11 protein-coding genes and 1 pseudogene are annotated in these 12,917 nt (G+C 66.2%); 7 read left to right on the top strand and 5 right to left on the bottom strand.

All coding sequences use genetic code 11. The annotated features are described in order from the left end of the window. Nucleotides 1-422: radical SAM protein (locus KBC96_14790; protein ID MBP6965660.1), on the bottom strand; the 422-nt coding region annotated here is incomplete at its 3' end. 359 nt (nt 423-781) lie between these two features. On the opposite strand from KBC96_14790, the gene KBC96_14785 reads away from it, so the two are divergent. Next, nucleotides 782-2,641 carry a hypothetical protein gene (locus tag KBC96_14785; protein MBP6965659.1) on the top strand — a complete coding sequence of 620 codons (1,860 nt, stop codon included), beginning with the start codon at nt 782-784 and terminating at the stop codon, nt 2,639-2,641. Nucleotides 2,642-2,961: 320 nt separating this feature from the next. Here the strand turns inward: KBC96_14785 and KBC96_14780 are convergent, their stop codons facing one another. Together KBC96_14780 and add are read right to left on the bottom strand one after the other, a co-directional pair. Beyond that, nucleotides 2,962-4,707 (bottom strand): hypothetical protein, encoded by a 1,746-nt coding sequence (locus tag KBC96_14780; GenBank protein ID MBP6965658.1) that lies wholly within the window; start codon nt 4,705-4,707, stop codon nt 2,962-2,964. Between the two features lie 225 nt (nt 4,708-4,932). Next, the gene (add, locus tag KBC96_14775) at nt 4,933-5,952 is read right to left on the bottom strand and encodes an adenosine deaminase (protein ID MBP6965657.1); all 1,020 of its coding nucleotides are present in this window, start codon (nt 5,950-5,952) and stop codon (nt 4,933-4,935) included. Here add and KBC96_14770 point away from each other — a divergent pair. The 5 genes and pseudogenes from KBC96_14770 to KBC96_14750 all read left to right on the top strand — a co-directional run bounded on the left by KBC96_14770 (nt 5,951) and on the right by KBC96_14750 (nt 8,577). Beyond that, complete coding sequence (locus KBC96_14770) at nt 5,951-6,229, top strand: hypothetical protein (GenBank protein ID MBP6965656.1); 279 nt, start codon at nt 5,951-5,953, stop codon at nt 6,227-6,229. The two genes, add and KBC96_14770, sit on opposite strands and share 2 nt — an antisense overlap. A 133-nt stretch (nt 6,230-6,362) precedes the next feature. Next, nucleotides 6,363-6,578, top strand: coding sequence for a hypothetical protein (locus KBC96_14765; GenBank protein MBP6965655.1), 216 nt, complete (start codon nt 6,363-6,365; stop codon nt 6,576-6,578). Beyond that, a complete protein-coding gene (locus tag KBC96_14760; GenBank protein ID MBP6965654.1) occupies nt 6,575-7,354 on the top strand; it encodes a restriction endonuclease in 780 nt (259 codons plus the stop codon). The genes KBC96_14765 and KBC96_14760 overlap by 4 nt, the downstream gene beginning before the upstream one ends. Beyond that, a pseudogene (locus tag KBC96_14755) lies at nt 7,344-7,508 on the top strand (hypothetical protein). The gene KBC96_14760 and the pseudogene KBC96_14755 overlap by 11 nt, the downstream one beginning before the upstream one ends. A 193-nt stretch (nt 7,509-7,701) precedes the next feature. Continuing rightward, a complete protein-coding gene (locus tag KBC96_14750; GenBank protein ID MBP6965653.1) occupies nt 7,702-8,577 on the top strand; it encodes a nitroreductase family protein in 876 nt (291 codons plus the stop codon). A gap of 27 nt (nt 8,578-8,604) precedes the next feature. On the opposite strand, the gene KBC96_14745 is transcribed toward KBC96_14750, so the two are convergent. Beyond that, complete coding sequence (locus tag KBC96_14745; GenBank protein ID MBP6965652.1) at nt 8,605-9,801, bottom strand: hypothetical protein; 1,197 nt, start codon at nt 9,799-9,801, stop codon at nt 8,605-8,607. A 197-nt stretch (nt 9,802-9,998) separates the two neighbouring features. On the opposite strand from KBC96_14745, the gene KBC96_14740 reads away from it, so the two are divergent. Then, nucleotides 9,999-12,023 carry a beta-galactosidase gene (locus tag KBC96_14740; protein ID MBP6965651.1) on the top strand — a complete coding sequence of 675 codons (2,025 nt, stop codon included), beginning with the start codon at nt 9,999-10,001 and terminating at the stop codon, nt 12,021-12,023. 194 nt (nt 12,024-12,217) lie between these two features. Here the strand turns inward: KBC96_14740 and KBC96_14735 are convergent, their stop codons facing one another. Beyond that, a complete protein-coding gene (locus KBC96_14735) occupies nt 12,218-12,877 on the bottom strand; it encodes a PEP-CTERM sorting domain-containing protein (GenBank protein MBP6965650.1) in 660 nt (219 codons plus the stop codon). Nucleotides 12,878-12,917 lie beyond the last annotated feature (40 nt).

Genomic DNA, 12,917 nt, shown 5'->3' with positions numbered 1-12,917 from the left:
ACGCCCTCCCACGCGCAGTCGAACGCGCCGGGGAGCCTGCGGAACGAGTCGTGCGACCCGGCCCTCGCGCCGTCAATGCTCACGCTCACCCGCTGGACGCCGGACTCCCTGATCCTGCGCGCGATCTGGGGGGTCACGAGTGTGCCGTTGGTGGCGAGGGCGACCCTCAGCCCTCTCTCGTCGGCGTAGGAGGCGATCTCGAAGATGTCAGGCCGCACGAGCGGCTCTCCCCCGCTCAGCACCAGCACCGGCTTGGCGACCGACGCGATCTGATCCACGAGCGTCTTCGCCTCGCCGAGCGTGAGGTCGTCCGGCGAGCGCTCCTCGACCGGGCACGCGCGGCAGTGGACGCACTTCAGGTTGCAGGCGGTCGTCGTCTCCCAGAAGACGAGCCGCGGGACATGCTGGGTGGGCTTGCTCATCACGGGGATTATACCACCGCGCGCGCAAACCCGCCATTCCTCGGAACGGCGGGCCGCAAAGCTCCCCTCCTTATCAAGGAGGGGCCGGGGGAGGTTCCGGGAGGGCGCGGGAAGCAGAACCCCCTCGGCCCGGAGGCCGGTCCCCCTTGACAAGGGGGACAGCAGACTCGTCACCCTGAACTTGATTCAGGGTCCATCCGGTTCTGGATGCTGAGTCGAGCTCAGCATGACGTACGTCTCCGCATCCCTCCTCCCCGCGTCTTTCCCCCGTCATTGACACTTTCCCGGCGCGGTACTATACTGACTCCGTCACCGCGGATTGGAATCCGCTCCTACTAAGTCCGGGGGAGGGAATAGCCGTGAGCCAGCCCTTTGCAGTCGGCGGCGCTCCGATGCCGTCACAAGAGATCAGCCTGATCCTGGAAGAGGGATCGCCCGCGCTGACCCGCTATCTCGGCGAGGAGATCTACGCGAACACCGATCCCGAGTACGTCTCCCGCCAGCGGGAGCGCTTCATCGCCACCATGCGCATCCACGCCGCGAGGGTCGGCGAGAGGCCGACGTACCTACTGCGCGCGCCCGGCCGCCTCAACGCGTTCCTCGAGTACATGGACATCTGCAAGGGCGACCACATCTCCACCACGATTGACGGAGACATCCCGGTGGCGGTCAGCCCGCGCGACGACGACATCGTTACCGCGACCAACGCCTACCCGATGTTCCCCCCGGGCAGGTTCTCCATATCCGAGGAGGTCGCCGCCTTCCGAGGCGCGCCCTGGACCGAGGCGGTCTCCGGCGGCCTTCCGGACGACTGGGCATCCCGCACGCTCGTCCACCCGCACTACGGTCAGCCGGAGGGGCAGTGGCTGAACTACGTCCGAAGCCCGTTCCTGCGCGTCGCGTGGGAACTCCCGGGCGTCGAGCTGCGCGGCGCGGACATGACCTTCGGGCCGAGCGCCCTCCCGCTCCGCACCGGAATGAGCTCTTCCTCCGCGATCATCGTGCTCTCGTTCCTCAGCCTCTACCTCGCAAACGCCGGACGCCTGCCGGAGTGGACGTTCGGCGAGGTCTGCGAGATGCTCGGCGAGGCCGAGTGGTACGTCGGGACCCGCGGCGGCGCGAACGACCAGACCACCATCCTGCGCAACCAGCCGAACGGCCTTCTCTACAACCGCCACTCCAGGTCGCCGCTCGAGTCCACGCAGCTTCCCCCGCTCCACGGCGTCAAGGTGGTCATCGCAAACTCGCTCTGGGAAGTCAGCCCGCATCTCGGGGCCGCGGAGATCGTGAACCTCCGAAAGCAGTGGATGAAGAAGGCGAACGAGATGCTGACGCTCATCATCCGGGCCGTTCGCGGACACCTCGACTCAGGCGGCGGCACGGAGCCCGGCTGGCTCGGCAAGCTCATCGCGGAGCGCTTCGAGATGCTTCCCCCGAACGAGGCCCCCCTGCTCGACTCCCGCCCGGAGCTCTGGGACTCGATCGCCGCCCGCTATGCGCACCTCGGCAGTCTGGCGGAGGACCTTCTGGGCGTTCCGGACGAGGCGATCTCGGAGCTGATCGGCTTCCTGCCCGCGGGGGCCTCGGGGCCGGAGACCGAGCGCATCCTGGCGGACGCGCCGTCAGCGGGACCGGACGGGGCCGGGCAGTCCGAATGCCGGTGCCGCAACGCCGCCCAGTTCTTCCACAAGCAGAACCGGATCGGCCGGAGCATCGAGCGCATCCTGAACGAGGCCGACGGGAAGCTCCAGTCCGGCGAGCTGACGGCGGACGCCCCCGACTACGACGACTACCGGCGCCGGATCGGCGGCTCGATGGACGCCATCCAGGCGAGCCTGCGGGACGACTTCCAGGTCAGCAACGTGCAGTTCGAGCGGCTCTTCGAGATCGCGGACGGCGGCCCGGGGTACCTCGGCGGAAAGCTGATGGGCGCGGGCACCGGCGGGTACGCGGCGCTCCTCATCCGCGCCCAGGACGAGGAAGCCTTCTGCGAGTACCTCGACAAGCGCTACTACGGCAGCGCGGATAACTTCGCGGAGTACAGGTGGGCGCTCGACGAGCTGGAGGAGACCTCGGAGGACGGCTCGCCGGGGCACAAGGCTGCGCTCGAGATGAAGATCAACCTGCACAACGCGCTCAAGTACCCCTCGGAACAGCGCCGAGCGGTCACATTCAGCCGGGGCGCGTGCGTCGTGGAGTTGGATCGGTTCAGGGATTAGTGGGGCACCGGATGAAGTCCGTAGCCGCACCCTTCACTGGCACGCTCTGGTCTCGCAGGCATAAGGCCTGCGGCTACAGCGTTGACCCTGTCCAAGACCCGCTAGTCCTGAGTGCGCGCTCCGGCGCGTGTATCGAAGGACGGTGGCACCTGTAGTGGCCGCGCCTCAGTGCCGGCCAGACGCCCTTCGATACACTCTCCGCTTCGCTCCGAGCACTCAGGGCTGACGGAGCGGGTGGAGCAACCGCACCACTCACGGGTGCGCTCTGATCTCGCGGGCATAGAGCCTGCGGCTACAGCGCGGACTTCCTCCGGAGGCTTCTACCCCATTAACTTCCCGCTCAGCCGGGCCAGCAGCTCCCCGCGCGCCGGGTCCGGGTCGTCCACGATGATGCGCCACACGCCCGCCTCGGTCCGGGAGCCGCGCGCGAAGATGAACGCCTTCTCGCCTCCCGCCTTCATCTCGACCCGCCAGCCGCCGGTCTCGTCTCCCGTCCGCGCCTTCACCTGGTGCGTCCCCTCGAAGTCGAGGAACCCGTATGAGCCGTAGTGCCTGCTGAGTTTCGGCCAGAGCGCCTTCTCGAACCGCTCCTCGATGCGGGCCTTCATCTCCGCGTGGCTTAGCGGCGCGGCCTCGAACCGGAACATCCGGTTGAAGTGCCTCGGCACCGCCCTCACGATCTCCGGGAAGCGCAGGCGGCCGCCCTCGGCGCAGACCGGCTCGCGCATGTTCCGCCTCAGCACCGCCGTCCACTGCTTCGCCAAGTCGGGCTGCTCGTCGCCGATAGCCGCGCACATCGCCGTCTGAAGGCCGTCGCGGCACGTGAACTCTCCGAAGATCGTGCCGCCGTTCGCGCCCTCGACGCCGATGGGGACCTCGTAGCCCTCCTGCCGGAGCTGGTGCATCCGCGTGACGACGTTGATCTCGCCGGTCTCGACCATGAAGACCTTCGCCTTGAAGAGCCGCGCGATCTCCTCCGACGCGCCGGAGGTGGCGTCCGAGAGCACGACCGCGAGCTTCCGCGCGCCGTTCCGCCCGGCCCGCATCTCCCAGTGGGCGAGCGCGAGGGCGATGTTGACCGCCGCCACCGTCTGCGGCGGGATGATGACGGCGTCCTCGTCGTAGCCGGGGAGCACGATGTTCCCCCGGTCCGCGTCGTAGTCGAACGCGATGCCGAACCGCGCGCCGTTCCGGGCCGCCGCCCTCGCCACGCGCAGGAGCATGTGCCTGCCGCTCGTGCCGTCAATGCTGTCGGTGTCAATCGCGTGCTCGGGGTAGCCGATCTCGGCGTTGACCTCGATCGCCCGCACGCCGAAGTGCTCCAGCACGCGCGCGCCGATCCCGCAGGCCGCCCCGCCGTTCGGGTCGAGCAGGGCCGGGCCGCGGATGAGCGGCTTCAGGCAGTGCGGCTGAATCCCCCACTGCCGCCCGATGAGGTCGAGGTAGGCGCGCTCCGCCTTCACCCGGTGGACGTGGTCCTCGCCGTTGCCGTATGCCTTCCGAAGCCTGGCGTCGTCAACCTTCGCGATGGAGGCCGCGAACTCGGGTGCGTGCCCGGCGGCTGTCGAGGCCACATCGCGCACGACCGCGCCCATCGCCGCCGCGGAGAGCAGGGCGCCGGGAGGGGCGTCGTGCGGGCCGGCCTGCACGCCCGTCAGGAACTTGAAGCCGTTGTCGGTCAGCGGGTTGTGGCTCGCGGTGATCATGACCCCGCCGTGGGCCTTGAGGGCCGTGACGGCCGTCTCGATGAGAGGGGTCGTGATGATGCCGAGGTCGTAGATGCGCGCCCTGCACTTCGCGCGCTCAGCGCCCGCGAGGAACCCCCGGGCGAGCGCGGCGCCGATCGCGTCGCCGGTCGGGCGAGGGTCCTTGCCGATCAGCAGGGCGCCCTTGTCCATCCCGGCGAGGGCGCGCCTCGCGTAGGCGAAACCGTATGCCGAGGCGAGCGCGGCGTGCTCCCCGGATATCGCCGGCCCCCGGCCGAACGGGGTCCGCACGCCTGAGAACGACTGCACCAGCGCGGGGTTCCCAAGCGCCTGTTCGAGTTGTGAAATCAATGAGTTCATGCCTTGCTCCGCTCACACCGCTCCGTCAGCCCTGAGTGTGCCGGTGAATGACGGCATGTATCGAAGGGCGCTCTTGGGCACGAGGCCGCCCTTCGATACACTCTCCGCTTCGCTCCGAGCACTCAGGGCTCACGGTGTCTGTCGCACGTAAGACGCCGCGTCGCCCTGAACGAACGGGGCGTCATCCTGAACTCGATTCAGGATCCATCTCCCCTGGATGCCGGATCAAGTCCCGCATGACGAAAAGGCCCCCGGCCGCCCGAACGCCGCGCGGCGCGACGCCTCCACCAGCCCCTCTATCTCCTCGAACGTGAACCCGAAGCGCTCGACGAGCAGTTCGAGCTCCCCCGTAAGAGTTATGCCACAGACGCTCGGGTCATCCGTGTTGATCGTGATCGGGACGCCGGCGTCGTAGAGGCGGCGGACCGGGTGGCTCTCCAGCGACTCGACCGCCCTCGTAAGGACGTTGCTCGTCGGGCACAGTTCCAGGTAGACTCCGCGGTCCTTCACCAGCGCCACCACCTCCGGGTCACGGACGATCCTGACCCCGTGCCCGATCCTGGTCGCCCCGAGCGACTCGATGGCCCCCCGGACGCTCTCCGGGCCGGAGTCCTCGCCCGCGTGCGCGGTGATCCCGAGGCCCGCCTTTCTTGCGATACGGAACGGCTCGACGAACAGTTCCGGCGGGTAGCCGTCCTCCCGGCCCGCGATGTCGAGGCCGACGACACCCCGGTCCGCGTAGTCGAGCGCCAGTCGGGCTATCTCCATCGGCTTCGGCCAGGGCATGTCCATCGTCTGCTCGGAGAGGTCGCGGCTGATGCTGACGATCATCTCTGAGGTCGTGCCGGGAAAGGCGCGCGCGGCGGACTCGATGCCCACGACGATTCCGTCCATCACATCCGCGAGCGGGACCTTGTGGCAGAACGCCATGAACTCCGGGCTGAACCGCAGCTCGACGTAGCGGATGTTGTCGAGGTGAGCGTCCTCGACCGCCTCGTATGCTATGCGGGCGATCGCCTCCTTGTCGGTGAAGCACAGCTTGATCGTGCGGAACGGTGTGAAGAACTCACCCAGATCAGAGACCGGCCGTGATAGCTGGACGATCTTGGCGAGTTCGTCCGGATCGTAGGTCGGGAGCGGAACTCCCCGGTCGCGGCAGATATCGGCGATGGTGGCGGGCCTCACCGCGCCTTCGAGGTGGCGGTGGAGATCTATCTTCGGCAGGCTGAGCATTTGGTCGCGCATGAGAGCATTATATCACGTTGGACCCGTCGGAGGCGTTCCGCCGTTCAACTCCGTGCGGGACTACAACGTCCTCTTCAAGCAGGCGAAGAAGGAGCCGGTGTCGCCGTTCGCCATGCAGCTCCACTCGATGGAGGGCGACGTTGCCAACCACCAGCGGGCGCTCGACCTCTGCAAGCAGGCCGTGGCTCAGTATCGGCCATTCCGCGCCAGACAGGAAACCGCTCCCCGCGCGGTGAATACCTGTGCAAATGAAGAACAGCTCCTATTATGGGGATAACCTCACCATCATGCACGAGTACATCGCGGACGGATCGGTCGATCAGGTATGTCCTGACCGCCGCTGAGCTTCACACGGTTGCGTCGTTGGTAGGTGGGTTGCAGTGGTTGCACAGGGGAAGGGGAACACTCCGATGAGTGATGTTTTCATTGAGATTCGGGGAGGATCACTGGCTGCGGTGTATTCGGACATCGCTGATCTTCGTGCAGTCATCATCGACTGGGACAACATCGATGCGTCACCTAATCCGTTTGAGGGGTGCGGGCTTTTTACCCACGACCCGATTGCATCCATGGCCGCGAGCACTGCCGCGATGTGTCTAGCGGCGCTGGCCGAGGGTGAGGAATGATGCAACTGTCGATGCGCGACTACCTGGTCGGCTGCTACAAGAACAAGGCACAACTTGTACGGCACATGTCGGAGAGATGGGGGGAGGACAACCTGTACTGCCCGGCGTGCGATTCAGGGAGCTTGATCTCGACGGCGAACAACACACCCGCTGTCGATTTCCACTGTCCCGGATGCACCTCGCGTTTCCAGCTGAAGAGCGGGGCTACTTGGAGCGAGTCCCGTGTTCCGGATGCGGGATATGATGCCATGATGAGAGCCCTTCGCAGTGACGCAGTTCCCAACCTTATGGTCATGCAGTACGCTCCAGATTGGTCCGTCAGAAAGCTGCTCCTGGTGCCGTCCTTCTTCTTCAGTCCGTCGTGCATTGAGAAAAGGAAGCCGCTCTCCCCCAGTGCCAGACGAGCCGGTTGGGTCGGGTGCAACATCCTTCTTTCCTCTATCGCCGACATTGGCAAGCTAGAGATGGTACAGGATGGTTTGGTCAGCGATCCATCGCGCGTGCGCGACCGATACCGGATACTGAGTCCGCTTGCAGGGAGAGAGGTAGAGGCGCGAGGATGGACGCTCGATGTCCTCAACATGATCCGTCATAGGGAATGGCAGTCCTTCAGTCTGGAGGACGCATACACTCTCGAACCTGCACTTTCGGGGCTGTATCCGGCCAATCGGAACGTGCGCCCCAAGATACGTCAACAACTGCAAGTGCTCCGAGATATGGGCCTGATCCGGTTCTTAGGTGGCGGGCGCTATGTGTTCGTCGATGCACTCCCGTAAGCCTGATGAGTTGTACGATATCGTCGAATCCTGCAGCCCGGGGCCTTATTTGGAGCTGTTTGCCAGATATCCACGAGAGGGATGGCATCAGATGGGCGATGAAGCTCCATCCATGGGTGTTGCTCAACTGAGTGACTTGACTGCGGCAGGGTAGCCACACTTTCGCGAGGACTCGTCAATTCGACGCTCCGCTTATGGTTCTCCACTCGTGTATGCGTTCACAACCTACCGATTCCCTGACGACTCCCGTCGTCAGGGAATCGGAGAAGTTCAAGCCTGGGACGCAGCAGGGTTTGTCACCCTAGACCTTGAACATTGAACCGATTCGAGCCGAGAGGTGATATGCGATGGCGATACTGATTGATGCTGAGCAGTGCAATGGGTGCATGCTCTGCATGGAGATCTGTGTGCTGGGGAACTTCGAGGCGGGCGAGGACGGCAAGGTGCATTCCGCCGAGGGGGTGAGCTGCTTCGCCTGCGGGCACTGCGTGGCGGTCTGCCCGACCGGCGCGATGAGCCACTCCGAGTTGGAGTCGTCCCGGATCAAGGCGCTGGATCAGTCCGCCAGGCCGAGCTTCGAGCAGTTCCTCAGTTTCCTGAAGATGCGCCGTTCGCGCCGGGAGTTCAAGCCCGATCCCGTGCCGAGGGAAGAAGTCGAGAAGCTGCTCCTCGCGGCGGTCGAAGCGCCGAGTTCGATCAACAACCAGAGCGTGGAGTACACGGTCGTCACTGATCCCGCGGCGCTCGAGGGGATATCCGAGCGGGCGGCGACGGCTGTCGGAAGAATGGCGCGCACGATGAAGAACCCGTTCGTCAAGGGCTTCATGCGGCTGTCGGCGCCGAAGATGTACGACAGCATCATGCCGTTCGCCCCGCTGATGGACCTCACGCTGAAGCTCCAGGCCCAGGGGCGCGATATGATGCTCTACGATGCGCCGTGCCTGATCCTGCTCCACGCGCCGAAGTGGGACATCTGCGCGCCGATGGACGCGGTATTCAACGCGGAGAACATCCTGCTCGCCGCCGAGACGCTTGGGCTCGGTGCATGCGTGATAGGGTTCGTCTTCGAGCCGATGAACAAGGACGCGGAGATGAAGCGGCTGGCCGGCATCCCGAAGGACCACAAGGTCTTTTCGGCGATCGCGCTCGGCTACCCGAGGTTCAAGTACCGGGCCGCCCCGCCCAAGAAACCGCCGATCGTGCACTTCGTCGGACCCGTCTGACGCGCCGGACCGGTCAGATGCCTACCCTCAGCCGCCCGACAGCCTGTGCGTGAACGCGTCGTCCGGCCTGTTCCGGTGGCAGACGGTGCAGGTGTCGATCGGCCCCGCGTGTCCCTGGAGCGCGAGCGACTGGAGATTGTCCGCCTGAACGGTCGTCGGCACGACAGCGTGCGGGCTGCCGTGACAGGCCGCGCAGTGCACCTGGTGGTGTCCCTTGGAGTCGCGGAACAGGGTGTTCGCCTGCTCGAACTCGAACCCGGCGCGCGTATGGCAGTCGCCACAACGCGGCTCATCTACCCACGGTCGGCGGCCCGGATCGGCAACCGCTTCCATGGACTCATGGCAGTCGAGGCACGTCATGCCCTTCGACGCGTGGACGTCCCGCAGGCACTGCGTCTGGATTCCCGGGTGGCACGCGTAGCAGACGACGTCCACGCCGACCGATCCCATCCTCGACGCATGCGCCCCGTGCATCGCCCTCGAGAGTGTGTGACGCGCCGGATCGCCCGGCAGGATGGATGCCAGCGGCGGCTGGGCGTGACACCGCCCGCACGCGACCGGCTTCTGCTGCTCCAGAGTCGTGCCGTGCAGGCGGTCATGCGCCCGCAGGATGTCGGTTGCAGTCGAAACGCCCGGCGAGTCGTGGCACAGGTTGCAGCTTATCTCCCACGACACCGGCACGGTCGCCTGGGTCCGCGCCAACGCCGTGCCGCCGCTCATCACGGTGATCACCCCGAGCGGGTAGGCGTTCAGCACCCGGGAATCGTTGAGCGGCGTGATCGGGATTCCGGTGGCGACCCAGTCGTTCTGCCCGGTGAGGGACATCGTCCCGGACATCCCGCTGCCGGTCAGTCCGACGTTCGGCGCGGGGCTGACGCCCAGGAGCGCGAAAGCGTACGTCCAGAAGTTCGTCTTGTCCGCCGAGTGGGTGTTCTGCAGCACCGAGTAAGTCAGGTTGACGCCGCCGGTCACGATCCGGGGCTCCTCGCCAGAGCGGTCTATGACCTGGGCGCGCAGATTGTTGAACGGCGGCAGGATCATGATCTCCGAGAAGTCCTGGTTCATGCAGTGCATGCCGAGGTCGTTGTAGCCCAGCACGACCATCGTGTCGGCGAATATGTCGGTCCCGCTGATGGGGCCGCCGCCGCCTCCGCCGCCTCCGCCGCAGCCGGCCAGCAGAGCCGTGAACCCGATCAGTACTGTTGCCGTGATGCTTCTTGCCATCGTCCGACGCTCCTGTTCCGCGCGTCAGCCGGCGCAATCCGGCGCCGTCTGTTGCTCTCCTGTACCCCGGGTCGGCCGGAAGTAAACTCAGGCCGCGGCCGACGAGGGGCAGGTTTTGCGGGTCAGGGCCTTGAACCTTTGAACGGAGATGCGCCCGGTCGGACAGGCCCGACCCGTCCGAAAACTGGAGGTTCACCATGAGACCAAGCAATCCGCCGTACCTGGGAGCGGCCTACTACCCCGAGGACTGGCCGCTCGAGCAGATAGACGCCGACGTCGCCCTCATGAAGGACGCCGGCATGAACGTCATGCGCGTCGGCGAGTTCGCCTGGAGCCGCATGGAGCCGGAGGAAGGCCGGTACGACTTCGACTGGCTGCACACCGTCGTCGAGAAGCTCGGCGCGGCGGGGATATCCGTAATCATGTGCACCCCGACCTGCACCCCCCCGATCTGGCTCGTCGAGAGCCGCCCCGAGGTGCTCTTCAGGCGCGCGGACGGCAAGCCGACCTGCCACGGCGCGCGGCGGCACACCTGCCCGAACAGCCCGGTCTACCGCGACTACTGCGCCCGCATCACCGCGAAGCTCGCGGAGGAGTTCGGCGCGGACGAGCGCATCATCGGCTGGCAGATAGACAACGAGGTCAGCCCGCTCACCTGGGAGCGTTCGTGCGTCTGCCCGGTCTGCGTCGCCAGGTTCGGGCGCGCGATGCAGGCGCGCTACGGCACCATCGAGAGGCTCAACGCCGCGTGGGGGACGGACCTCTGGAGCCAGACCTACCGCTCGTTCGACCAGCTACCGATCCCCGACCCGGATACCTGGCACCACCCGAGCCTCCAGACCGCGTGGGCGGCCTTCAACAGCGACTCCTACGTCGAGTTCGTGAAGGCCCAGGCCGACATCCTGCACGCGCACACGAAGGCTCCCGTCGGCACGGACATGATGCCGACTCACGGCATGGACTACGGCGACATGAACCGCGCGCTCGACGTAGTGCAGTTCAACCACTACAACACGATGGACAACCTGTGGCAGGCGGCGTTCTGGTTCGACCTCTGCCGCCCGATCAAGGACCGCCCGTTCTGGAACACCGAGACCCAGACCTGCTGGAGCGGCTCGATCGCGACCAACGGCTACCGGGAGCCGGGCTTCTGCCGCGCGAACACCTGGCTGGCGATCGCGATGGGCGCGGAGGCGAACCTCTACTGGCTCTGGAGGCAGCACTGGAGCGGCCAGGAGCTGACCCACGGCGCGGTCGTGACGAGCCAGGGGCGCCCGATGCACACGACCGTCGAGGTGCGCGAGGTCTCAGGGGGATTCGAGAAGGCGGCCGACTTCCTGAACGACACGCGCCCGACGAAGTCCGGCCTCGCGATCCACTACTCCCACAAGTGCTCGTGGATCTCCGAGTGGCAGCCGCTCATCAACGGCTTCCACTACACGGGCGCGATCCTGGAGCGCGTCTACCGCCCGCTCATACAGGCGCAGTTCCGCCCGGACGTGATCCTCCCGCCGGCGGACCTGGGCGGCTACCGGCTGGTCTTCAGCCCGTTCATGCTCTCGCTCGAAGAGGCGGACCTCCCCGACCGCCTGAAGGCGTGGATCGAGGCGGGCGGCACGTGGGTCGTCGGCCCGATGAGCGACGTCCGCAACGCCGACGCGGCTAAGTACACCCACGCGCCGTTCGGCGTGCTGGAGGACTGGGCGGGCGTCCGATGCGTCTACGAGATCCCCGGCGAGCCGCGCGACTTCGGCATCCGATGGTCGGACGGCCGGGAGTCTCAGGGGTCGGTCCAGTACGACAGCTTCGAGCTGAAGGACGGGACCGAGGCGCTCGCGGCGTACACCGAGGGGCCGATGGAGGGACTCGCCGCCGCCGCGCGGAGGCAGATGGGCAAGGGAGAGATCGTCGTGCTCGGCACGATGCCCCGGCCGGAGGATCTGCAGGCGCTCTTCAGGACGCTCGAACAGCAGGCGGGCATCGTGCGCGAGGATCACACGGACAACCTCGTGGTCGTCCCGCGCGAGGGGGGACAGTTCGAGGGGATGGTCGTCGTGGAGATAGAGAACCGGCCGGGCGGCCTGGTGCTCCGCGAGGAGATGACGGACCTGCTCACCGGCGAGCGGCACAGCGGCAGCGTCGAGGTCCCGCCCTACGGGGTGATGGTGCTGGTGGAGACCCCACCACCCCCACCACTAGAGGCCGGCGATACGTGCTTCTGATGGCGCTTTGCAGGGTGGGCGCGGGAGACGAGAGCCCCCTCTCCCCTGGAGGGAGAGGGCTGGGGTGAGGGGGCCGAGGTCAGAGGCAACCCGTGCGCCCACGCTTCCCCTCTGCCGATCCTGCGGGCCGGCAAAAAAAAGACAAGCCCCGCACCGGGGCTTGTCTTTCGAACTGCGAACTGAGTGACTGAGACTTACCGCCTGCGCCTGCGGATCATTCCCGCCAGGCCGGCAAGGCCGGCGCCGAGCGCGAGGAGGCTGCCCGGCTCGGGAATCAGCGCGATCGGGTTGATCTCGGCCTGGGCGTTCCCGATCATGAAACTGCCTTCCAGGTATCGCCAGTTGTACGTCCCGAGCCACTTGACTTCCATGGACTCCCAACCGGTCCACGAACCCGCGGTGTAGTCGAACCAACCGTTCCCGACGCTCTGGAACGTGGTCGGCTCGGTCTCGTAGGCGGGCCTGTTGTAGGCCGTGGCGTCGAACAGGCTCTGGTCAATGTTGACGTAGGTGCTCCAGGAGCCCGTCCCCTCCCACAGGAGGTTCGAGAAGCCGAGTATCGGGTTGTAGCTGCCCCAGAGCTTCAGGGTGGCGGTGTCGTACACGGTGTACCACTGCCCGTCCACCGGGACGGCTGCGACCGTGTTCGTTCCCGTCAACTGGTACCAGGCGACTATCTCCGGCGCGGTCCACTTGTTCAGCGTCCCGTCGGAAAATGCGTTCTGCCCGGCGGACCCTTCCCCGCCCGGCATGTTGAGATAGAAGTCATCCTGGGAGAAGTACCACGAGGCGTTCGCCGAGGTCATCATGGACGCCAGCAGCAAAACGGCGGCGAAAAGCAATAACCTTCTCATTCGAACCATCTCCTTCCGATCCCTCGTCGGCCTCTGATAA

The sequence above is a fragment of the Armatimonadota bacterium genome, from assembly GCA_017993055.1.
Classification (GTDB): Bacteria; Armatimonadota; UBA5829; order DTJY01; family DTJY01; genus JAGONM01.
This window is presented reverse-complemented; position numbering and strand designations above follow the sequence as displayed.

Excerpts from the sequence above, each read along its gene's own strand:
- KBC96_14765 (MBP6965655.1), top strand. The coding sequence starts at position 6,363 with ATGAGTGATGTTTTCATTGAGATTCGGGGAGGATCACTGGCTGCGGTG.
- KBC96_14770 (MBP6965656.1), top strand. The coding sequence starts at position 5,951 with ATGAGAGCATTATATCACGTTGGACCCGTCGGAGGCGTTCCGCCGTTC.
- KBC96_14745 (MBP6965652.1), bottom strand. The coding sequence starts at position 9,801 with ATGGCAAGAAGCATCACGGCAACAGTACTGATCGGGTTCACGGCTCTG.
- KBC96_14750 (MBP6965653.1), top strand. The coding sequence starts at position 7,702 with ATGGCGATACTGATTGATGCTGAGCAGTGCAATGGGTGCATGCTCTGC.
- KBC96_14740 (MBP6965651.1), top strand. The coding sequence starts at position 9,999 with ATGAGACCAAGCAATCCGCCGTACCTGGGAGCGGCCTACTACCCCGAG.
- KBC96_14780 (MBP6965658.1), bottom strand. The coding sequence starts at position 4,707 with ATGAACTCATTGATTTCACAACTCGAACAGGCGCTTGGGAACCCCGCG.
- KBC96_14735 (MBP6965650.1), bottom strand. The coding sequence starts at position 12,877 with ATGAGAAGGTTATTGCTTTTCGCCGCCGTTTTGCTGCTGGCGTCCATG.
- add (MBP6965657.1), bottom strand. The coding sequence starts at position 5,952 with ATGCGCGACCAAATGCTCAGCCTGCCGAAGATAGATCTCCACCGCCAC.
- KBC96_14760 (MBP6965654.1), top strand. The coding sequence starts at position 6,575 with ATGATGCAACTGTCGATGCGCGACTACCTGGTCGGCTGCTACAAGAAC.